The sequence below is a fragment of the Paenibacillus sp. YAE3 genome, from assembly GCF_057546105.1.
In genome coordinates this window covers 268,731-290,274 of the sequence record NZ_BAAIYF010000004.1, presented here as the reverse complement: position 1 = coordinate 290,274, position 21,544 = coordinate 268,731, and the positions used below count along the sequence as shown (strand labels likewise).

Here is a 21,544-nt window from a genome sequence, read left to right as displayed (position 1 = left end):
CATCTTCCGCCAAGAAAAATCTGCAAGAAAAAACCAACCCTTTTTCAGGATTGGCGTGAAAATGCGATCTTTATAATGCGGCTCCTTGCCTCATTTGCTCCGTCGCTGCCCTTACCGTGAATAGTTGCCGGGGAACGTCCGCCATGAGCCGAAACGTCTGCTCCAAACCAGCTTATCGAACAGCTTGTAAACGACGGCCGACACTACGATGGCAATGATGGCGCCGCTGATGACGTCCGTCGGGTAATGGACGCCGTTCCAGATCCGGGAAAAGCCGATCAAGGCGGCGAAAAGCAGCCAGAAGGCCCCGTCCTTTTTGCGGCAGAGGAAAATCGAAAACGCGATGACAAAAGAACCGATCGAATGATTGCTCGGGAACGACGCATTGGCCGCATGGTCGATCATTTGATGCACGTGATGGGTGACGAACGGACGATCCCGGTAAAACAAATGGCCGAGAACAGATCCGATCCCGAAAGCGACGAAGGCGGAAACAAGCGCCTGTACGACCATCCTCCGGTCCGTTCCCCTCCGGGTAAAGCAATACACGATCACGGCCAAATAAAACAGATATTCCGCATCTTTGGATAAAAAGCGCATGATTGCGTCCAAGGCCGGGAAACTGCCAGCCGCATTGTTGATCCAGCTGAACAGCGAGTAGTCCCATGATTGCAGCAAAAAAATCCTCTCCTTCCTTTTGCGGCAGCTCATACGGTGAAACATTTTGTGCCTACCAAAGTTTTTTGCACGTTGTCCAGTATAATGGATCCCTCCCGTTTAATACAAATCCTGCCCTGAATCCAAGCGGCTTAAGCCAGCCTGAAATACGCCATTCCTTCCGGCCGGACAATGGTTTCAATCAGGCTCCATGCACAAAAAAGCACCCCCTTTCGGGAATGCCTTTTAATCTTTCTGGCGTTGAATCAGTAGGTTTTCACTTTAAGCTCATCCAGGCTTTTGAACTCGTAGCCTTGCTGCCGCGCCCCGTCGATGATTCTTCCCAAAGCCTCCGTGTTGTCCCGGGAGATGGAATGCAGCAAAATGACCGCCCCCGGATGCAGCTGGGCCATCACCTGCCTGTAGGCATGGTCTGCGCCGCGCTGGTCGTTCACGTCCCAATCCTTATAGGCCACCGACCAAAATACGCTGACGTAACCTTCCTGGCGGCTTACCGCCAACGCGCGATCGTTAAAAATGCCCCGCGGCGGGCGGAGGAAGTTCATGGCCTGCTGCCCGGTCGTGGCCGCTACGGCATCCTTTACCCTCTTCAGTTCTTCTTTGAGCTTGGCGTCCGAGATTTGCGTCAGGTCGGGATGGGACCAGGAATGGTTGCCGATCAAATGCCCTTCCGCCGCCATCCGTTTCACCAGCTCGGGTTTATCCTCGACGTAATGGCCTGTCAGAAAGAAAATGGCCGGGACCTTTTTTTCCTTCAGCACATCCAAAATTTTAGGCGTAAACCCGTTTTCGTAGCCGTTGTCGAACGTCAGGTACAGCTCCTTGCGGGAAGTGTCGCCCAAAAATATCGCTTCGTTTTTCTGCAATACTTCCTTGAAGCCTTCTTCGTTAATCGAAGGAAGCTGGCCGTTTTTGCTTTTTTTGAAGCCGAAATGGTAAGGACCGTCCGCCGACGCGGTTTGCTGGTAGCCGCAGCACAGCAGCAAAACCGCAGCCAATGCGATCACAAAACGCTTCACGTGGATATCACCTCTCATCCAAAAATGGACTCAATTTGCAAACTAGAGGTAATATGCCACAATGAAGGCCAAGTTATGTGCATTTTTTGGCGAATTGCGGCTTGCTTTTCCTGTTACTCGTCTTTCCTGCCTTCTTCCCCGCCCTCCGGGCCTTCGTGGTGTTCCGGAGCGGCAGCCTCTCCGTTATTGATCAGCTTGCGCTTTCGGGCCGCCTCTTCCCGTTTCCGCCGCCCCGATTTTCGCGCCAGCCAAAGGATGAGCAGGACGATCGCCGCGATGACCAGGACGGGAAGCGATCCGGACAGGATAACGATGATCCATTGGGCGATCATCGCGATCACGTCGACGCTGCCCTGAAAAGCTTCGGAAACGCGCTGCCCAAGCGGGGCTTGAACGGCGGACGCTTTCGGGTCCTCCTTTTTTGGGGGCGTCTCGTAAAGCCTGATTTCGACCGTGGAATAAGCCACGTTTTGGTCAATGTAACGCATGCGGCCTTTCATTTGCTCGATTTCCGCCTGGATGCGCTCCAGCTCGTTGGCAAAAGCGACAAGGTCGGTCGTTTTGGTCGCTTTTTTCATGAAAGCAACGTATTGCTCCTCCATGATTCGCTTGGCCTTGAGCCTGGATTCCAGATCGACGTATTCCTCCGTCACGTCCTGCCCTTCGATGCTGCGCTGCAGGTTTTCGTGCGCGATGTTCTCCAGCCGGCCTAAAAAGGAGGAGAAACCGTTTGCAGGAACTTTGACGATAAACGTGCCGCCTTTTTCGCTGGCGGACTGGGTTTCGCTGAAATTGACGATATAACCGCCGGAAAGCGTCACCGCGTTCCGGACTTCCGACTGCGCCTTTCCATAATCCTGAATCTCCATCACGATGTTCGCTTTGTACATCAGCTTTTTGTTCAGGCCGCTCGACAGATCCTGCGAGTTAAAGCCTGCGCCCGCAACCTGGGACGGCGAAGGCGCATTCGGCAGCCGGGCATCCGCGGAAGCCGGTTCTTCGGTGCTGTTGTTGACCGCAGCCTCCGCTTCACTTGTGGATTCCGTCGTCGCCTTCCCTTCGCTTGGCGCCTCCGCCATGTCCGCCGAGGAAGCTTGGCTGTTGACCGACGCTGCATCTTCCGCGCTTTTGTCTTGAGCCCCTGACGAACAGGCGCTGACCAACAACGCGATCAACAGCAATGCAGCGATCCATGACCCCCGATATCTCATACCTAATCCCCCTCGAAGATGGATGAATTCCATTTTATCTACTAACGGTCCCATGATCTGGAAGGTTGCAGGCCGGCACAAAAAAAGCCCCCGGGATTTTTCCCGAAGAGCTATGGAATCGTTCCGGCCTCCGATTAACGGAAGTCGCCGGCGCGTCCGGCGCAGCCGCAAAGCTGCATTTTTTCGATGGCCGCTTGTTTCAGCGCCTGTTTGGCCGGAATCATGTATTTGCGCGGGTCGTTTTCTTCCGGATTGGCGGCAAATACCGCTTTGATGGCATCCGAAAACACGATGCGAAGTTCGGTCGCCACGTTCATCTTCGCCATGCCGAGGGACACGGCCCGTTTGACCTGCTCCTCCGGAATGCCGGAGCCGCCGTGCAAAACGAGAGGCACGCTGACGACGTCGGCGATGCGTTTGATGCGGTCGAAGTCGATGTTCGGGTCGCCTTTGTAAATGCCGTGCGCCGTCCCGATAGCCGGGGCGAGCGTATGAACGCCCGTACGCTCCACGAACTCGGCGCATTCGGCCGGATCGGCCAGCAGCGCGTCCCGTTCGTCCACGACGATGTCGTCTTCGACACCGCCCACTTTGCCGAGCTCGGCTTCAACGTTGATGCCGACCGCATTGGCCGCTTCCACCACTTTTTGCGTAATCGCCACATTGTCTTCGAACGGCGAATGGGAAGCATCGATCATGACCGACGTATAGCCGGCACGGATGCAGCTCATGATGACGGCAAAATCGGAGCAGTGGTCGAGATGGAGCGCGATCGGCACGCTGGCGCGGTTGGCGGCGACGGTCGCGGCTGCGGCGATGTAGTCCGCTCCCAGATGTTTGACCGTGCCCACGGTCGATTGCAGAATTAGCGGTGACTGGGCCTCTTCGGCCGCTTCGACGACGGCCTGGAGCATTTCGAGCGTATGGACGTTAAAAGCGCCGATCGCGTATTTGTTTTGTCTGGCGGTTTGCAGTAAGGAAGTTGAAGAAACAAGTGCCATGTTCATATTTCCCCTTCGTTTGTATGAATTTCGATGCATGATGGCTGGTTAGAACCGATGCTTGTTTTCCGGATATCAAACGGTTGCGGCATGTCTTTGTTTCGCGTACATGGCGCTTCCGGTGACGCCTGCATCGTCGTTGTTTAAGGCCGGGGCCACCTGAAGGCCCTCCCTGTAATCCGGCAATATCCGGCTGTACAGCTCCTTCCGCAGCGGCTCAAGCAGGCGTTCGCCCGCAAGCGCGCCCCCGCCGCCGACGATGATCAGCTCGGGACTATACAGCGGGACCGCACAGGACAACGCGCGGCCGAGCAGCGTTCCCGCCTTTTCCATCACGCTGCGGGCGAGCGGATCGCCCTCATCGTAGGCGCGTGAAAGGTCCGCGGCGGACAGTTCCGCAAGCCGCTCCCCCGGATACCATTCCTGCAGGATGGACGCCTCCCCGTCTTGCATCCGCTTTTTCGCCTGGCGCACCATCCCCGAAGCCGATGCATAAGTTTCAAGGCAGCCATGCAACCCGCAAGGACACGGATCGGAAAGTCCGTCCATCACGATGTGTCCAAGCTCGCCGGCCATGTTCCGGTAGCCGTAGTAGAGCTTGCCGTCATTGACCATAGCCGCAGCGATGCCGGTGCCTACCGTCAGCCCCAACACATCCTTGAAGCCTTTGCCCGCTCCATGCATCGCTTCGCCGTATACATAAGTACGAACGTCGTTGTCAATGTACACCGGCAGGTTCAACCGCGCCTGCAGCCGCTGGGCCGCGGGCAGGTTGCGCCAGCCGAGGTTGCCCGCGAACCGGGCGATCCCTTCTTCCGGATCGACGAATCCCGGCAAGCCGATCCCGGCCGCGGCGACCGAGACGGCAGCCCCCGTTTGGCCGGCGAAACCGACGGCCGCTTCTTCGATCATGGATGCGATTTTTTCCAAAATGGCGTCCGGGCCTTTGGAAACCTCCGTGGCCCGTTTGATTCGATGCACGACCTCGCCGGAGGGCGTTACCAAGCCGCATACGATGTTGGTTCCGCCCACATCCACGCCTGCATAAATTTCCATCTTCACACCCGCCCTGCATTATTCGATAGTTTTTGAAATAATGATGTTACCGGGCTTGCGCCACGTAAACCTGAACCTGCTCCGCCTCCAGGCGCGCCCGCGTGTCCTCTCCGGGTTCTTCGTCCGTGATGATCCCGTGAAGGGCGGATAACGGCGCCACCTGGAACAACGAGTTGCGTCCCGATTTGGTATGGTCGAACACCGCGATCGTCCGCTCGGTCCGTTTCATCATGATTTTGGCGGTGTTCGCCTCCAGCTCGGAATAGGTGCTGACGCCCTGATCCACGGAAAATCCGTCGATGCCCATGAACATGATATGGATATTCAGCGCTTCAAGCGTCCGCTCGGCCAGCGGCCCGCACAGCTCGAAGTTTTTGCTGCGCAGCATACCGCCGGTGAGCACCACTTGAATTTCCTCGATCGCGGCCAGCTCCATCGCAATGTTGACGGCATTGGTGACCACGGTAATGTTCCTGCGGCTTTTTAAAGCCCGGGCGATCAGATACGTCGTCGTGCCTCCCGTCAAGCCGATGACGTCCCCCTCTTCGACCAGGGATGCGGCGAGCTGGGCAATGCGTTCTTTTTCCCGATAGAGCTTGTTTTGCTTTTCGTGGAATGGAATCTCCCTCCCGGCAATCAGTCCCGCGGGTTTCGCTCCCCCACCCATCGTCCGGATGACCTTTCCGGCCTTTTCCAACGCCTCCAGGTCCCGTCTGGCCGTCGCCTCCGAGCAGTCGAATTGCTGGACGACTTCCTGAAGGGATATCGAACCGTTCTCCAGGATGAATTCTAAAATATGCTCCTGACGTTCTTCTTTCGATCCATTCCGTTCTCGCAAAACCATTTCGCTCCTTTATATGTCAGATTTTAACCACTTGGGTCAAATTCCGCGGGCTGTCCGGGTTTCTTCCCTCCCGCAGCGCGGTGTAGTAACCGATATATTGAACCAGCGGCATATTCAGCGCCGCTCTCGCCTCATCGCTGAGCTGACGGCCGCCCGTGGCAAAGACCAGGTCCGCAAAAGCAGTATCTTCGCCGGCTTCGGCCGTCACGAGAACGACGTGCGCGCCGTATTCCTTCATTTCCTGCGCAACTTTGATTTCATAGGCTCTGGCCGTTTCGGACAGGAACAGGCATACCATCGTGCCAGGCTCCACCACCGATTTCGGACCATGCCGGAATTCCATTGTACCAAAACTTTCCGTCCATACGCAGGACATTTCCTTCAATTTCAGGCAGGCTTCGTGGGCCAGGCCGTTGTATGCGCCCATGCCGAGATAGATGAACTTGTTCAGCTCCGGATGGCCGTCGATCAGCGCTTTGGCTGCCGCATCGCCTTTCTCCACCGTTTGCTTGCTGAGCGCCATCACTTCCTTCAACTCGGAGAGATGGGCTTCGCTGCCCGCCGCCTTCGCCATCGCCGCCTGGAGCATAAAGGTCATGCTGCTGAACGATTTGGTCATGACGGTGCTTTTTTCGTTGCCGAGCGGGGACAACAGGCACGGCACGTTTTTCGCCATCGTGCTCTCTTCGTGGCAGGTTATGCCGCAGGTCGTCCAGCCAGCCAGCCCTTTGACCGAATCCAGCGCCAAAATCACTTCGGAGGATTCGCCCGAACGGGAGATGCCGACAAGCAGCACTTCCTTTTTCGCGGCGACGGCCTGCTCCCGGAACAGGTAAATTTCCGATGACGGATGGGCGCTGGCGCTTTTGCCCGTCCATTTGCGGAAGGTGCTGGCCGCGGTTAACGCAAGATAATAAGAGGTTCCCGATCCGATAAAAACGACCTCGTCGAATTTGTCGCTTTTAAAATAGTTGTCCACCCAATCCTGCTGCCGTTCAAGCTGCTCCCAGGCGGCGGCAAGCGCCTCGCTTTGCCCTCCGATTTCCGGATACGTCAGTACGCCAAACTGTTCTGCCAATACGAACACCCCAGTCTTCAAAATGTAATGATAAGTCTTTATGCTGACATTATATTTCACCATAATGAAATTTACAATCATATATTTGATTGATTTTTGCAATATTTGCGAAATGAAATGATCTGCCTGACCGAACGCTTCCCCTCTACTGCCGCGATTTTTTCCGGAACTCCCCCGGCAGATAACCCGTCATTTCGCGGAATACCTTGAAAAAATATTTTTCGTTCGGATAACCGGACTGGACGGAAATCCACTGCACCGGTTTGTTCGTCTGCCGCAGCAGCTTTTTGGCATGTTCGATCCGCAGCTCGCGCACGTAGTCGTGAAACGTTGTGCCGACGATGTCTTTGAAGCAGCGGCTGAAATAACTGCGGCTCATGTTGACCCGCTGGGCGACGTCGGGCAGCAGCAGTTCGGTCTGGTAATGCTCGCGGATAAAACCTACGGCATTGCTTATGCATTCTTGCACCTCCGCCGAGTAGGAGAACCCGGCTTCCGCATCCGCGTTAGCGGCCCGGAACGGTTCGGGGTCCGCCGCGTTGTTGCCCTTGACCTCGCGGATCCGACCCGCGATCCGGCTCAGGATGCCGTCCAGCTGCTCCTGCTCCAATTCGATTTTCGTGATGTAATCCACCGCCCCGAGCCGAAGCGCTTCCTGGATCAAAGCAAAATCATGATGAAACGTCAGCACCACCATGAACGTCCCGGGATATTTTTCTTTGACTTCCCTCATCAGTTCTAGCCCCGACATGACGGGCATCGCCAAATCCGTGATCAGGAGGTCCACTTTCGTGTTTTCCAGCAGCTCCAGCGCCTTTTCGCCGTTACCCGCTTCTCCCGCCACCGTAAACCCGTATTTTTGCCAAGGCATAATTCCGATAAAACCTTTTCTCACCAAATGGTCGTCATCCACAACCAGCACGCTTGTCATCGGCAGCATCTCCTTTATCTTCAATCGGTATAGTCAGCATGACCGTCGTCGAAACGCCGGGAGTACTTTCGATGGAAAAAAGGGCCCCGCCGCCGTAATGGCTTTTCAGCATGCGCACCACGTACTGCAACCCGATGCCCATCCCCACCTTCCCCGCTTCCGGGCGGCCTTCGATGAAACTGCGGATCGTCTCTTCATCCATGCCCCTGCCGTTGTCTTTGACGGCAATTTCGAGCAGTCGCCCCGTTTCCGCTTCGCGGATTTCCACTTCGATGACGCCGTCCCCGTCGAGGCCGTGGTACAGGGCATTTTCCACGAGCGGCTGCAAAATAAAACGCGGAATTGGCAAATCCAGAACCTCCGCTTCCACGTCGATATGAACGTCGATGCGCACGTTGTACCGGACTTCCTGCAGGGAAATGTAGCTCCGGATGGCCTCCAGCTCCGCCCGGACGGTCGGTTCGCCGTTTTTGCCCAAATTGTAGTACAGCAGCTTGTTCAGCGTGGACACCAGCCGGTCGATCTCCGCATGCCCTTCGCCTCTGGCGATCCAGCGGATCGTATCGAGCGTATTATGGATGAAATGCGGATTGATCCGGTTCATCAGCTTCTCCAGCTCAAGCGCGGACTTTTCCCGTTCACTCCGTTCGATATCTTCGATCAGACCCGAAATGCGGGCGCGCATATGGTTCAGCTGCTCATGGATCATGTCGAACTCCAAATTGCCGGGGCGGCTCGCCGGTTTGGCCGGCCTTTGATGCTTCACGTCCCGAATTTCGCGGACCAATCCCCGCAGCGGATCGTAAATCATGCGCCAGGTAACCAGGGAAAACAAAACGCTGATAAAAATGGCCGCGACGACGGTGCCCGTAAATTTGCCGATCCATTTGTTCACTTCATGCTCATACGAGGACTTGGAGATGACCGTTACGACCCGCCAGCCTTGATTGCTTGGTTCCGAAAAAGCGTAATATCCGTTAACCGGCGTTTTCTCTTGCCGAATGTCCGGGAAAAGCCCCCCTTCCGGAAACGCATCTTCCGCTTCCGTAAAGGCAATCCGTCCTTTGGCGTCCACGATTAAATGCTCGTACCCCTGGGACTTCTCCTGATTCCGGATCAGCGCCTCCACCCATTTGTAATTCGTTTCGATATAGACGTAAATATCGTCCCGTTCCTTCAAATCCACCTTGCGGACCGCCGAAAACACGAGATGGCCGTCAAGCGGATTAAAGGATTTGTGGGGACCGTAATACGTGATCTGGTTGGCCTGAAGCAAAAGCGGCAGCTTGTTCAGCGAAAACGACGGAGCCGCCATGTAATTTTCGAAAAAACGTTCGTTCGTTTCGGCCGAAAAATAAAAGATCATGCCAAGGTTCGGATTCGTGAAGCCGATGACGCCAAGCTCCCGTTTGATTTCATCCTGCAGCGCCTTTTTGCCGTAAGCGTTCGCCTGCAAATACCTTTCGACGTCCTGGCCTACCTTCCCCTCGAACGCCAGCTGCTGGGAGACGTGGTTCATTTGGGAAAAGGTGTTGTCGAGCGACATTCGCACCTCATGCAAATGGCTGATCACGCTTGCCTGGGTTTTGTTTTCAAGCAAAGACAACATCGAATAATAGGTAATGCTGCCAAGGATGGCGAGCGGGAGCAGGGATGTCAGCGACAAAATGATGAGCAGCCGGTTTTTGAGCGAATAGGGGAGCTTGAACCGATGCTTGAACCGATGATACAAGGGCCGTTTTCGTTTCTCCATGCCATCCTCCCGAACATGTTTTTGAACATATTTTTGTATCCGCTTACAAAAATGATATGAATTTGATTATAGGTACCCTGGCAGCAGGCGGCAAGGCAAAACAGGGACGATTTTCGCTTGAAACCGCGCCGTTTCCTTCATTATATCCCGGCGAAAATCCTGCAAAGTCACAATTTTGCTTCTTGCTTGTTGCATTTTGTGCCGAAACGGCGGCCAAACGGGAGACAAATGTGGACCTTCCGTGGACGAAAGCGGACTTTCCGCTCCGGAAAAAGGGTACCTCCTGACCGGAACCGGCCTTGAGATACCCTTCTGCCCGATATAAAGCTTCATGAAAATCGGCCGATCCCGCCGATTGAGGCGGAAGTGACGCCGATAATCCTTCCATTTACCGCCCCGTCACCTGCACATCCAGCTCGCCGTGATCCGGCAGCTGATACAGCTCCAGCTCATAAAGCGCGTACATGTTCCATGTTCGGTAGTCGGCATCGTTGATTTGAATCCGCAGCTTTTTGACCTCCGAAACGTCCGGAATCGCCGCAAACGTCTTTTCCATCACGTTGTCGTCCTTATCGCTCCTCCATTGGATCGGAACATGCCGGGCGACGGTATCGAAGTTCACGCCGGCCGTGGATACCTGCACATCGATATCGGTGATGCCCTGCAGCAGGCCCGAGGTGGTTGCCATGACGATCGCGTTAAACGATTGCGGCTGATCCCAGGACAAGACGATGTCATGCGGGAACGGATGGGTGTCGTTATACCCTTGGGGGCTCGCAAACATCGTGCCGTAATCGCCGTCGGCCATCTTGGACGGGCCGTAGGTCACGCCTTGATCGCCGGTTCGCGTTGCAGTCGCCGTCACCTGCGCGCTGCTTCTCGCCTTGTTGATGCCGGGTTCGTTTACGGCACCTTTGATCAAATGAAGCGTATATTCCTGTTTGGTTCGGCCGTCCGAAGCCGTGGACACGATCGTTATGCGGCTCATGCCTTCCGGAACGTCGGCGGTCGCCGCTTCGCCGCGGGCAACGGGCCGGCCGTTTACCGACATCGTGCCGTTTTCGTCGGTTTGGGTCGGTCTGACCGTCACGACATCAACCCCATTAGGCAGCGACAGGTGGTATTCGCGGACGCTGCTGTCGAACCGCAGCGATGGCACCTGATCGACCGCGATATTGCTGAGAGAGGCGTCGTACGCTTGCTGTCCCTCCGCCATGTACACGCGGAATGCGTCCAAATACAGGCCCTTGTTTTCCATGTTGACGACCTTGATCTTATGCCTGCCCGGCGTCAGATCGCGTTTGGCATAAATCGTAAAATAATCATGCTGCACCTTTTCGTACGCATCGGCTATGACCGGCTCCGCACCGTCGATCGAAATCGCCATGTTGCCGGAAGTTTCGTTTTTCTCGACGACAACGTCGATCCCTTGGCCTTCAAACTCGTATTCCACCGCATCGTTTGCCGTTTCGGTCACCCGCACGCCGCCTTGGTAGGCGTACTGCCGGCTTTTGTCATACCAGGTGCCCGAATAGTTCAAATCCCCGCTTGCGTTGTCGGCCATGTACGTCAGCGGCACCTCCTGTCCGTCGTACGGGCTCCCCGGGGCCGGTACGTCTCCAACCTGTTCGCCCGCCGCTGCCCGGACCATGTAGTCATGGAGCGCCTTGACGTATTCCGGCGAGAGCGTATACTTCCTTGCATCCGCCGGACTCACCGCGCTGTCGACGATTTGCTGCGCCAGCTTCGGACGGGTTTCCTGGATTTTGCGCAGCAGTTCGTACTCTTCAAGGCCGTCCCTCTGCGCCTCATAACGGATGGAGCTTTTGACCGTCATGTTTTTCTTGTCCGGATAGACGATGGCCGAATCTCCGTACCAGCTGCCGACGTACCACGCGTTCCACGCCCAGTGCAGATGCCCCTGCACGCCATGCTGGAACAGGTTCCAGTACAGCAGTCTGCCCGTCAGCGTCGGCTGCGTCCAGAAGCGGTTCAGCCAAGGCGGCTGGTTGACCTCGCAGGTATACACCCACAAATCGCTGCCGGACGCTTGCTCAGCTTTGTACTGGACCTCTTTTTCCTGGAACGCGGGCGTTAAAGGAACCCATACGTCGACGTAAGGTTTCGTTTTATCATTTAATAGAATCCCGTGCGGATCGGCATCCATCGTTTTAAAGTCAGGGACGATGGCTTTCACTTTTTTAGCGACGTATGTCCAGTAATTGGTTGCATTGTCGTCGATCGGCTCATCCCGGATGTGCTGGTACCAGGTAAAGCCGTTTTCGCTCGTCCAGCCTTTTTCCTGCAAATGGTCATGCAAGGCGGTAAGATAGTTGTTCAGAAAAGCGTCGGTTTGCGGCAGCGCGTCCGGCAGCTTCTCGTTCCAGGAAGGATCGGGCTTTTCGTCCGCCGGCATGTAGTTCAGGATGTGGATCAGATGGGCGTTCGCGAAGTTTCGCATCCCTTTGTCGATGAAAATTTGCATGTACCTGTCAAACAGCGACCAGTCGATATCCTTCGGAATACCGTTTACGAATTCGGAAAGATTCGTTCCCGTTTCTTTCAAAAACAGGTCCGTCCGGACCCAGATCATGTTCTGCCGGTAATCCGTCATCACCTGCGCGAAATTGTCCATCAGCTTAAACCATTTGTCGCTGTACGTTTCCACGCCGTAATAATACTTTCCGACGTCGTACGCGTCCGACGAGGCGTCGCCGAACTGCATGCCGTCCCATGTAAAGCCGTTGGTCATCGCCCAAATGTAATTGATGAAACGGGTATCCGAGGTTTGCGGAATTTCTACGTCGGCGACTTCGACCTCAAGCGGAACCCGATAGTCCCCGCGGTTCGTTTTGACCGTCACGCTGCCTTGATACACCCCGGCTTCCGCAGTTGACGGCACATACGCCGTGATCCAAATCGGCTGCGTCGAGTTGGCGGCTGCCTTCATCGATTTTTCGTTCGACAACGGGTCCGGGATGTCCGACAGGGGATAGATCGGATCGCCTACCCGTTCGGGAAAAAAGATGTTCGGCTGAACCGTGTCCGGCAGCCCGTATTCGGCAAAATGGTACTTCAGGTTGCTGCTTGCGATGGACTTGCGTCCGCCGGAGACGAGGTTTGAAAATTCAACCTTCGTGATTTTAAAATCGGACGTCCCGCGGACGGCGATCTGGGCGCTTTCGTATTCGTTTTTGGCCGATACTAGGCGAATGCCGGTTTCCGGGTTTTGCGGGAGCGTACTCGTACGGTATACGGTTTTGAGGGCATTGACGACCCACACGTCAAGTCCCGATGGGGCCGCCTCCGAAACAGGTGCCGCGGACAGCAGCAGAAGAAGGGCAAGCATCAACGACGGTAATTTTTTTCGCACGGTACATCATCGCCTCCATGATTTTATTGCAAATCATTTCTCGCCTGTAAGACATGACGCCACCATAATATTCGGCAAAGCAGGTCAAAGCTGCTTCGCCCTACTCCTTCACCGACCCGAGCAAAATGCCCTGGATGAAATATTTTTGCAAAAACGGGTACACGACGAGCACCGGAACGACGGCCACGACGATTTTGGCCGCGTTCAGCGTCTGGTCCGACAGCTGCCTCATCAGCTCGTATTTGTTCGGGTCCGAGGCCATCGTGCTGATGCTCATTTGAACGACCAGCTGCTGGATGTAAGTCTGAAGCGGATAATGCTCCACGCTTCGCATAAAGATCATGCCGTCGAAAAACGAATTCCAATGTCCGACGATGCTGAACAAGGTAACGGTCGCAATCGAAGGCAGCGACAAAGGAATGTACACCCGAAACAGCATGTACCACGGACCCGCCCCGTCCATGCTTCCGGCTTCGTTCAGCTCCTTCGGAATGCCGCGGAAAAAATTCATGAGCAAAATCACGTTGAATACCGGCACTGCGGACGGCAGTACCAAAGCCCAAATCGAATCGAAGAGCCCGAGGCTCTTCACCAAAATGTAAAGCGGGATGACGCCTCCGCTGAACAGCATCGTAAAAATCAGGAACCACATGTAGATATTGCGGCCGGCAAACTGCTCGCTGGTCCGGGACAGCGGATAAGCCATGAGCACCGTCATCAAAAAGTTTATCGCCCCGCCCAGCAGCACCCGTTCGACCGACACCATAAAGGAATGGAGAAATTTCGAATCGGCCACGATCTGCTTATACGCGTACAGATTGAAGCCTTTCGGCCAAAACGATACGGCTCCTGCTGCGGCGTAAGCCTTATGGCTGAAGGACACCGCCACCGTATGAACGATGGGCGCAATGGACGTCAAAGCGATCAGCACCATGCCGACGATTAACAGGGCGTACCAAATTTTGGCCGATACCGTTTGGCTGCGTACCACGAGCTTCACCTCCTTCCCGGTTAGAAAATCCGGTAATTCGCATACTTGTACGCGAGCGAGTAGGAAAAAATGATCAGGACGAACGCGATGACCGATTTCATCAGCCCGATGGCCGTCGCGAACCCGTATTGGCCGTCCAGAATGCCCGCCCGGTACACGTAGGTGTCGATCACGTCGGAGGATTCATAGACGATCGGGGAATACATGTTGAAAATCTGGTCGAAGCCGGCGTTCAAAATATTGCCGATGGCCAGCGTCGCCAGCAAAATGATCGTCGCCCGAAGCAGCGGCAGCGTGATCAGGCGGGTTTGCTTCCGCCAATCGGCTCCGTCGATGGAAGCAGCCTCGTACAGATGGGGATCGATGCCTGCCAGCGCGGCCAAATAAATGATCGTGTTGAACCCGAATTCCTTCCACACGTCGCTGCCGATCAGAATGTACGGGAACACGCGGTTGTCCCCCAAAAATTGGATCGGGCCGATTCCGAAAACCTCCAGCATCCGGTTGACGATCCCGTCGGTCAGGAGCAGCTCCGAGAAAATCCCCGCCAAAATGACCCAGGACAAAAAATGCGGCAGGTAAACGATCGTTTGCACCGTCCGTTTGAACGCCCGCTGCCGGACTTCGTTCAGCAAAACGGCAAATACGAGCGGCACGATCAGGTTGGCCACGATTTTGGATATGGCGAGAAACAGCGTGTTGCGGATAATGACTTTGCTGTCGCTCAGTTCGAAAAAATAGGTGAAGTTTTCGAGCCCGACCCAAGGGGATCCGAAAATACCCTTGCTGATTTTGTAATCCTGAAACGCCATCAGCAGGCCGAACATCGGAACGATGGAGAAGACGACGAGCAGGATGACGCCGGGCAGCAGCATCAAGTGGTAATGCGTTTGGAACGGTTTTCTGCGCTTCTTGCCCGGCTTGAATGCGGAAAGCTCCGTTTGCGGCCGGACCGGCAGGCGGGTTTGCTCCGCTTTTCCCGTCATTTCTGAACGGCCTCTTGGACTTCCTTCATGATTTGCTCCCCGCCCTGCGCTTTCCAATCGGCCACGAATTGATCAAATGCATCCAGCGGCAGCTCGCCGAGGACGATTTTGAAATAGGTTTCGTTTTCCAGCTTCTGCAGGTTGCTCCAGCGTTTCTCCATCGTTTTCGTCGTGGCCGTGTACAGCGAATACACCTCATTGAACTTTACGTCCGCCATCGGCTGCCCGCCGACCAAATACGCATACGGAGGCCCCCATTCACCGATGTTCGCTTTCGGGTCGGCTTTATATTTGTTCCAGCGCTCCAGATGGCCCTGCATCTCCGGAGACAGCTGGTCCGGCGTCAGCTTGCCCTCGATCGCGCCTTTGATCATTTCATGTTTTTTCAACACCGCGTCGGGATCGCCGATGTTCAAATCGATCGGACGCAGGCTGACATAGGTTTGGTCCAGCTTTTTATCGTCGGGCGTCGGCGTTTGCAGGAATCGGGTATTGTAGTTGAAATACGTCATGACCGCTTCCGGGTGCTTAAAGCCTTTTTTCACCACGAGGAAGCTGCTGCTCGGAGGCACGACGGTCGCATTGTACTGCCCATGGCCGTCTTCGATCGCGTAGGCTCTCCAATCGGCCTTCGGATCGGACATCATGGCGTTTGTCAAGGTGCCGAACGGCATGTACCACGGCCCGAAAAAGATGCCGCTTTTCCCGCCGACCACCAGCTCGTCGGGATTTTTGCGGAGCGCGAAGTCCTTGTCGATCAGCCCTTTTTTGTACCATTCCGCCAGCTTGCCGAGCGCCTGCTTGGCTTCCGGCGTGGTGGAGCCGTATACGAGGTTGCCCGAGCCGTCCTTCAGCCAAATGCTTGGATAAGCGCCAAAAGCATTAAACAGCGCCTTGAAATCATAGTTCCAGCCGTAATCGGTCGTGACGACCCCGTTGTTGCCGGGCAGCCCGATCGTGTCGTTTTTGCCGTTGCCGTCCGGATCGCGGGTAATAAACGCCTCGGCGATCTTTTCCACGTCGTCCACCGTCTTCGGAGGCTGCAGGCCCAGCTTGTCGAGCCAGTCTTTCCGCACCCATATCTCCTGGAAGGAATCTCCCTTCGGCACGATGTTCGGAATGGCCAGCAGCTTGCCGTCGATCGTCGCTTTGTCGAGGGACAAGCCGTCGTTCAGCTCATAGATTTGCTTGACCTGATCGGACGCATAAGTTTCGAATACGTCGGTCAAATCCTCAAGCTGATCGGCGTCCGCCAATTCCAGAAACGTCCGTTCGTCCACGACCATCGCATCGGGCAGATCGTTGCTGGCCACCGCCAGCTTCAGTTTTTGCGTGTAATCGTCGCCCGAGGCGTACCACATATACTTGAACTTCACGTTCGTTTTTTCGGTGAAATGGCGGGTGTACATATTGTCTTCGATCGTGTCCCCCTGCGGGATTCTTTCGTTCGGCGACACCGCTTTGATCGTGCTCACCTCGACGAGCTCCGGCAGCCGGAACGGATCGATTGCCGTTTCCGTTTTCGCTTCGGGCGGTTTGCCGGGGTCCCTGCTTTCCTCTGCCGTTTCCTTCTTGCCGGACGTGCAGGCCGACAGCAACAGCATCACGGCGGCCAGCAGCACCAGCGCCGACTTCCCCTTTTTATTCATTAGCTTTCCTCGCTTTCCTGTAGGATTGATTCTAATGATACAAGGCGGATGGGCCGGCAGAGTCAGTTTCCCTCTTTAAATGGGTGCCGGTTGATCTTTAAAATAGCGCTTACATCATACGAATGTGCACTTCATTAGGATAAAAAGTGACCCCGGGTTGAGGGGATCTAAGATGGCGGGCGGCAAAAAAAAGGATGCGCAAGCCGCCATGCGGTCTTGCTGCATCCTTTCGTGGAATTCCTTATTATTCGCCATACTCGCTGCGGTGCGGCCGGGTCTGGCCGGCCTTCCCCTCTTTTGCCCCTATTCGAACCCGCGCAGGATATCCTTCGCCGCTTGTACGCGGGACGGCTCCACGGGCCTCAGGTTATCTCCGTCCCTGCGCAGGGCCGATCCGAAATGGACCTCCGGAACGCCCGTTGCCTCGATGAACTCCTGCAGCACCGGCACGGAAAGCCCGTATCCGGCGAGAATCGCGGTTCCCGTTCCGCGGGACGCCTCGACGAGCCGCTTGATTTGCGGCGCGGACTTCGGCGCCGGCAGCGGGCCGCCGGACGTCAAAATGCGATTGATTTGCGGATAACCGGCAATCACCTGAAACGCGGTCAGCTGATCCTCGATCTCGTCAAAGGCGCGATGAAACGTCACGTTTAAGCCTTCCGTGTCCTGAAGGAGATATTCCAGCGCTGCCGTGTCCACCTTTCCGTCCCCGGTCAGGGTGCCGAGCACGATGCCGGCCGCGCCGCTCGCCTTGATGAAAGCAATGTCTTCCTTCATCGTTTGAAGATCATGTTCGTCGTACACGAACGACTGGCTGTGGGGGCGGACCATGACATGGACCGGGATGCTCACCCGGCGCACGACTTCCCGGATCAACCCCGGTCCTGGGGTTAACCCGCCTTCCAAAATGCCGGTAACGAGTTCGATCCGATCAGCCCCGCCTTGTTCCGCTATGAGCGCATCCGTCAAAGTCGTGGCAATGACCTCAAGCTTCATCGGGAAGTCCCTCCTTCGCCCGTTCCCGCCGCGGCCCGCTCGCACACGAAATCGGCGAGCAGCCTTACGCCGTAGCCCGTCGCTCCCGTCACTTTGTATCCGCGCGAGCTGGGAACTTGAACGGTGTTCGCCATGTCGATATGGCACCAACGCGCTTTCCCGTCCACGAAACGGCGCAGGAACAGCGCCGCCATATTCGCGCCGCCGTACGGACTTGACGCCAGATTGGCCATATCGGCATAAGGGCTGCCGAGAAGCTCTTCGTCTTCGTCCACCAGCGGCAGCCGCCAGATCCGATCCCCGTTGCGGTCGCCGATACGCATCAGCTGACCGGTGTATTCATCGTCCCCCCATACGCCGGCAACTTTCAGGCCCAGCGCGTGGCCGACCGCTCCCGTCAGCGTCGCCACGTCGATGATATGCCGGGCGCCGCAGCGGAGGGCATGGAGAATCCCGTCGGCCAGAATCAGCCTGCCTTCGGCATCCGTATTGACGACCTGCACGGACAGGCCATTCGGGTATCGGATGACGTCGGACGGCAGGAACGCGCCTCCGTCCGGCACGTTGTCGGCAATCGGAATGATGGCCGTGATGCGGGCCTTTACCTCAAGGCGCGTCAGCAGATCCATCGCGCCGATCACCGCCGCCGCGCCGCCCATGTCAAAGCGGGCGTCGCTTAAATCGCGGGCATCCTTCAGGTTCATGCCGCCCATGTCGAACGTGATGCCTTTGCCGACGAGGGCCAGATGTTCCGCATGCGGATCCCCTTCGTAGCTGATTTCCACCATCGCGGGCGGATGCTTGCTGCCTGCGCCTACCGCCAGCAGTCCGTTCATCTGACGCTGCTTCAGCTCCTCCCCTTGATAGACGGTAAGCTTGACGTTCCGGCCGGCAAAAACCTGCCGGATCCGGGCCACGAAAGCGGAAGGGTTCAAATCGCTTGCTGCTTCGTTGCACAAATCGCGGGCAAGCGCAGTCGACTCGGCGCGCATGCGTCCAAGCTCCGCTGCCGGTCCGTCCTCCGGTCTGCTTTCCGGGCTTATCCGAACCCGTTGGATCGGCTTCGGTTTGGCACTTCCTTTGTATTTGTTGAACGCATACGTTCCGAGCTGCCAGCCTTCCGTCCAGGCCGTGATCGCTTCCGCCGGCCACGCTTCGGAACCGAACAGGTCCATGAAACCGTCCGGGTTCAGCTCCGCCGTCGTCCTGCCGATGTCCTGCATCGCCCGGCCCGCGTTACCCGCCGCCTCCCGCAATATTTCCATCCTGAAACGCTCCCGGGCCCCGAGGCCAATGACTAAGATATCCTGCTCTCCGGCATGGCGTCCGTAAAACCAGGTCTGCCCGCCGCGCTCCTTCATTTTGGCCGAAAGCGGAAGCGAAGGGGCGTATTCGCCATCGCTGAATACAAGTTCTATCATGACTTCCGCTTGGGCATGTGTCCCCGTATTGATCTCCATTATCCATGCATCCCTTTGCAAAAAGATTTGTGCCTAGCAGCCTGTTTAAATCTCCAAGTTTCCAAGTTCGTTTAAGGCGCGCGCGTATATCGCCGTGCATCGCAGCAGCAGCTCGATATCCATGTATTCGTTCGGCTGATGGGCCGTGGATTCCATCCCCGGAAACAGCGGACCAAACGCGACGCCCATCGGGAAATGGGCCGCATAGGTGCCGCCGCCCGTCGACAGCAGGTTCGCCCGCTCGCCGGTTTCGGCCTCGTAAACCGCCTGCATGGCCTGGATCATCGGATGGTCCCCCGGCACATGGTGCGGCTTTTTCAAGCTTGGGGGCTCCATGGCCAGGCGGTGCTCCTCCAGCTTCACCGATATGCGCTTCAAAATCTCCTCATAGCTGCCGCAAACCGGAAAACGCAAATTCATATAAAAAAACGTTTCTCCCCTCGGGTCAAACTGCAAAATGCCGCTGTTGACGGTCAGTTTCCCGCTGAGTTCATCCTCCATCGCAATGCCCAGGGCACGCCCGTGCACATCGTCGTACAAAAGCGTATCGACGGTATGCAGGTAATGTCCTGCGCTTTTGCCCCATGAATAGTTTTTCAGGAAATGAATCAGCGCTAGCCCCGCATTCATCCCCAATTCGGGCTCCATCCCATGCGCGGCTTTTCCCGCCATATGCAGCTTGATGGCCTGCTCCCCGGTTTCGACTCCGCCTTTGCATCCGTTATCGTTGCAATATGCTCGATACGCCTGCTCCAGGGCTTGGAGGGCTCCCTCTTCACCCGCAACGATCGCCTCGGCCGCTTCCGGAACCATATTGGCGACGATGCCGGACCGGAACGAAAGCAGTTCGTACTCCCCCTTCGCATCCGGCGTTTCCGGCTCCTGCGGGAACAGGATTCGGGTATTGATCTGCCCTTTTTCGGCGCTGACGATCGGAAAATCGGCGTCCGGCGTAAAACCGAATGCGGGCATCGGCTCCAGCTCCTTATATTTCTCCATGCATCGGTGCGTTTTTTCCTCATCCGTGCCGAAAATGAGGCGGATTCGGTGCCTGAGCGGCAAGCCGAGATCCTTGACGATTTTTAATGCATAAAAAGAAGCCATCGCCGGCCCTTTATCGTCGATCGCCCCGCGGGCAAAAATTTTGCCGTCGCGAACGTCGGGCTCGAAAGGAGGCTTCGTCCATTCGCCGGACACGGGCACGACGTCGAGATGGCTCAACACCGCGATGTAATGCTCGGCATCCTCCGGGCCATATTCGGCGTAACCGACATATCCGTCCAAGTTCCGCACGCGGAAGCCCTCGGCAGCGCACAGGTCCAGCATAAACCGGAGCGCCTCCCCGATTCCCCTGCCCATCGGCTGCCCGGGAGCCGCCGTTTCGGCGTCGTAGACGCTCGGAATCGCCAGCAGCCCTTGTAAATCGTGCAGGATCGCCGCTTTCCGGCCGGACGCTTCCTGATACCAATCCATGATTTTCAACCCCTTCTTACCGACCCGTGACGATCGACTTTAGAATACAAAAGAAGCTTTCCGCTCGCCGACGAGGACGTGATTGTCGTTTTTGATTTCCTTCGGCACCACCGCATACAATCTGTCGATCGTCTCCCGATTGCCGTAGCCGATTTGCTCCAAAATGGATGCGACGATGATCGGCCAAGGTGTTTCCGAACCATCGATGACTTTCAGCGCAAAGGCCATGCGTTCCCGGATCAGCGAAAAACAGTAGACGCCCTTGGCTCCGCCTTTGGCGACGATATTCGGATCGCGCAGCAGCTCGGAACAGATGAAATTGTGGCTGGCGATGCTGTCCGGCGCATCATGCATATACGCCGTCATCCGTTTAACGGCCTCGCGGGTGGCTGCATCCGGGATCAGGTCCGGGCAGGCCAGCTTAAGATACGCTTTGGCGATATGCTTCAGCGGCAGCGCAAAAACCGGGAACCCGCAGCCGTCGACGCCGACCTCGATCCGATCGGCCGGGTATTCCGCCATATCCGCGAGGGCCTGCAAAATTTCCTGCTGAATCGGATGGGACGGCTGCCAGTACGTTTCGGTGTCGTATCCCGACTCCCGCGCCGCGGCAATGATGCCGAAATGTTTGCCGGAGCAATTGTGGTAGATCCTTCTCGGCGCCTTTCCCTCGCGCATGCAGGCGAACTTCGGCTCGTCGTTCAGCGGATACGTAGGGCAGGTCAGCAGTTGTTCCTCGGCCAATCCGATTTTGCGCATGATCGACTCCAAAGCTTCGATATGATAAGCTTCGCCCCGGTGGGACGCGGCGAACATCGCCGCCTCGGCGGCGGTCAGGCCGTATTTTTCCGCGATGTTCCGTTTCATGACGGGAATGGCCTGGAACGGCTTCGCCGCGGAGCGCAAGTAGGTGACATGCTCGGCGCTGCCGATCTCGTGAACGACCTCCCCTTTGTCATTGACGCCGCACAAGACGCCCAAATGAACGTTTTCGAGCACGCCTGCGCGGTATTCTTCCACTAATGGTTTGAAGTACATGTTGGTT

Annotated in this window: 18 protein-coding genes; all 18 read right to left on the bottom strand. The window is 56.3% G+C overall.

From position 1 onward, the window contains the following. Positions 1-111: 111 nt before the first annotated feature. The 18 genes from AC27KL_RS09970 to AC27KL_RS09885 all read right to left on the bottom strand — a co-directional run bounded on the left by AC27KL_RS09970 (position 112) and on the right by AC27KL_RS09885 (position 21,537). Positions 112-678 carry an undecaprenyl-diphosphatase gene (locus AC27KL_RS09970; protein WP_487169559.1) on the bottom strand — a complete coding sequence of 189 codons (567 nt, stop codon included), beginning with the start codon at positions 676-678 and terminating at the stop codon, positions 112-114. 245 nt (positions 679-923) lie between these two features. Further along, positions 924-1,697, bottom strand: coding sequence for a delta-lactam-biosynthetic de-N-acetylase (gene pdaA, locus AC27KL_RS09965; RefSeq protein ID WP_487169558.1), 774 nt, complete (start codon positions 1,695-1,697; stop codon positions 924-926). Positions 1,698-1,810: 113 nt separating this feature from the next. Further along, complete coding sequence (locus tag AC27KL_RS09960) at positions 1,811-2,908, bottom strand: DUF4349 domain-containing protein (RefSeq protein WP_487169557.1); 1,098 nt, start codon at positions 2,906-2,908, stop codon at positions 1,811-1,813. Between the two features lie 134 nt (positions 2,909-3,042). After that, positions 3,043-3,909 (bottom strand): class II fructose-1,6-bisphosphate aldolase, encoded by an 867-nt coding sequence (gene fba / locus AC27KL_RS09955; protein WP_036711843.1) that lies wholly within the window; start codon positions 3,907-3,909, stop codon positions 3,043-3,045. A 75-nt stretch (positions 3,910-3,984) separates the two neighbouring features. Continuing rightward, positions 3,985-4,965, bottom strand: a complete 981-nt coding sequence (locus AC27KL_RS09950) for an ROK family protein (RefSeq protein ID WP_487169556.1) — start codon at positions 4,963-4,965, stop codon at positions 3,985-3,987. Positions 4,966-5,011: 46 nt separating this feature from the next. After that, positions 5,012-5,809 (bottom strand): DeoR/GlpR family DNA-binding transcription regulator, encoded by a 798-nt coding sequence (locus AC27KL_RS09945; RefSeq protein WP_445164700.1) that lies wholly within the window; start codon positions 5,807-5,809, stop codon positions 5,012-5,014. A 16-nt stretch (positions 5,810-5,825) separates the two neighbouring features. Then, the gene (locus AC27KL_RS09940; RefSeq protein ID WP_339321864.1) at positions 5,826-6,887 is read right to left on the bottom strand and encodes an SIS domain-containing protein; all 1,062 of its coding nucleotides are present in this window, start codon (positions 6,885-6,887) and stop codon (positions 5,826-5,828) included. A 145-nt stretch (positions 6,888-7,032) separates the two neighbouring features. After that, positions 7,033-7,818 carry a response regulator transcription factor gene (locus AC27KL_RS09935; protein ID WP_339321865.1) on the bottom strand — a complete coding sequence of 262 codons (786 nt, stop codon included), beginning with the start codon at positions 7,816-7,818 and terminating at the stop codon, positions 7,033-7,035. Further along, positions 7,793-9,571, bottom strand: a complete 1,779-nt coding sequence (locus AC27KL_RS09930) for a cache domain-containing sensor histidine kinase (protein WP_487169555.1) — start codon at positions 9,569-9,571, stop codon at positions 7,793-7,795. The genes AC27KL_RS09935 and AC27KL_RS09930 overlap by 26 nt, the downstream gene beginning before the upstream one ends. Before the next feature lie 43 nt (positions 9,572-9,614). Beyond that, positions 9,615-9,959: a hypothetical protein gene (locus tag AC27KL_RS09925; protein ID WP_487169554.1), complete on the bottom strand. Its 345-nt coding sequence runs from the start codon at positions 9,957-9,959 to the stop codon at positions 9,615-9,617. Then, positions 9,960-12,944: a glycoside hydrolase domain-containing protein gene (locus AC27KL_RS09920; RefSeq protein ID WP_487169553.1), complete on the bottom strand. Its 2,985-nt coding sequence runs from the start codon at positions 12,942-12,944 to the stop codon at positions 9,960-9,962. A gap of 100 nt (positions 12,945-13,044) precedes the next feature. Continuing rightward, positions 13,045-13,935, bottom strand: a complete 891-nt coding sequence (locus AC27KL_RS09915; protein WP_339321869.1) for a carbohydrate ABC transporter permease — start codon at positions 13,933-13,935, stop codon at positions 13,045-13,047. 20 nt (positions 13,936-13,955) lie between these two features. Next, positions 13,956-14,921, bottom strand: coding sequence for an ABC transporter permease (locus AC27KL_RS09910; RefSeq protein WP_445164701.1), 966 nt, complete (start codon positions 14,919-14,921; stop codon positions 13,956-13,958). After that, positions 14,918-16,570: an extracellular solute-binding protein gene (locus AC27KL_RS09905; protein ID WP_339321870.1), complete on the bottom strand. Its 1,653-nt coding sequence runs from the start codon at positions 16,568-16,570 to the stop codon at positions 14,918-14,920. The genes AC27KL_RS09910 and AC27KL_RS09905 overlap by 4 nt, the downstream gene beginning before the upstream one ends. A gap of 303 nt (positions 16,571-16,873) precedes the next feature. Continuing rightward, complete coding sequence (locus AC27KL_RS09900; RefSeq protein ID WP_339321871.1) at positions 16,874-17,566, bottom strand: copper homeostasis protein CutC; 693 nt, start codon at positions 17,564-17,566, stop codon at positions 16,874-16,876. Then, positions 17,563-19,026 (bottom strand): M17 family metallopeptidase, encoded by a 1,464-nt coding sequence (locus tag AC27KL_RS09895; protein WP_339321872.1) that lies wholly within the window; start codon positions 19,024-19,026, stop codon positions 17,563-17,565. The genes AC27KL_RS09900 and AC27KL_RS09895 overlap by 4 nt, the downstream gene beginning before the upstream one ends. Positions 19,027-19,071: 45 nt before the next feature. Next, entirely contained in the window at positions 19,072-20,499 is a 1,428-nt protein-coding gene (gene pepV, locus AC27KL_RS09890; protein WP_339321873.1) for a dipeptidase PepV, read from the bottom strand. Positions 20,500-20,538: 39 nt separating this feature from the next. After that, a complete protein-coding gene (locus AC27KL_RS09885) occupies positions 20,539-21,537 on the bottom strand; it encodes an asparaginase (RefSeq protein WP_339321874.1) in 999 nt (332 codons plus the stop codon). Positions 21,538-21,544 lie beyond the last annotated feature (7 nt).

Bases quoted from the DNA above. Each gene is read 5' to 3' on its own strand.
- AC27KL_RS09960 (WP_487169557.1), bottom strand. From the start codon at position 2,908: ATGAGATATCGGGGGTCATGGATCGCTGCATTGCTGTTGATCGCGTTG.
- fba (WP_036711843.1), bottom strand. From the start codon at position 3,909: ATGGCACTTGTTTCTTCAACTTCCTTACTGCAAACCGCCAGACAAAAC.
- AC27KL_RS09950 (WP_487169556.1), bottom strand. From the start codon at position 4,965: ATGGAAATTTATGCAGGCGTGGATGTGGGCGGAACCAACATCGTATGC.
- AC27KL_RS09945 (WP_445164700.1), bottom strand. From the start codon at position 5,809: ATGGTTTTGCGAGAACGGAATGGATCGAAAGAAGAACGTCAGGAGCAT.
- AC27KL_RS09935 (WP_339321865.1), bottom strand. From the start codon at position 7,818: ATGACAAGCGTGCTGGTTGTGGATGACGACCATTTGGTGAGAAAAGGT.
- AC27KL_RS09930 (WP_487169555.1), bottom strand. From the start codon at position 9,571: ATGGAGAAACGAAAACGGCCCTTGTATCATCGGTTCAAGCATCGGTTC.
- AC27KL_RS09925 (WP_487169554.1), bottom strand. From the start codon at position 9,959: ATGGAAGGATTATCGGCGTCACTTCCGCCTCAATCGGCGGGATCGGCC.
- AC27KL_RS09910 (WP_445164701.1), bottom strand. From the start codon at position 14,921: ATGACGGGAAAAGCGGAGCAAACCCGCCTGCCGGTCCGGCCGCAAACG.
- AC27KL_RS09905 (WP_339321870.1), bottom strand. From the start codon at position 16,570: ATGAATAAAAAGGGGAAGTCGGCGCTGGTGCTGCTGGCCGCCGTGATG.
- AC27KL_RS09900 (WP_339321871.1), bottom strand. From the start codon at position 17,566: ATGAAGCTTGAGGTCATTGCCACGACTTTGACGGATGCGCTCATAGCG.
- AC27KL_RS09895 (WP_339321872.1), bottom strand. From the start codon at position 19,026: ATGGAGATCAATACGGGGACACATGCCCAAGCGGAAGTCATGATAGAA.
- pepV (WP_339321873.1), bottom strand. From the start codon at position 20,499: ATGGATTGGTATCAGGAAGCGTCCGGCCGGAAAGCGGCGATCCTGCAC.
- AC27KL_RS09885 (WP_339321874.1), bottom strand. From the start codon at position 21,537: ATGTACTTCAAACCATTAGTGGAAGAATACCGCGCAGGCGTGCTCGAA.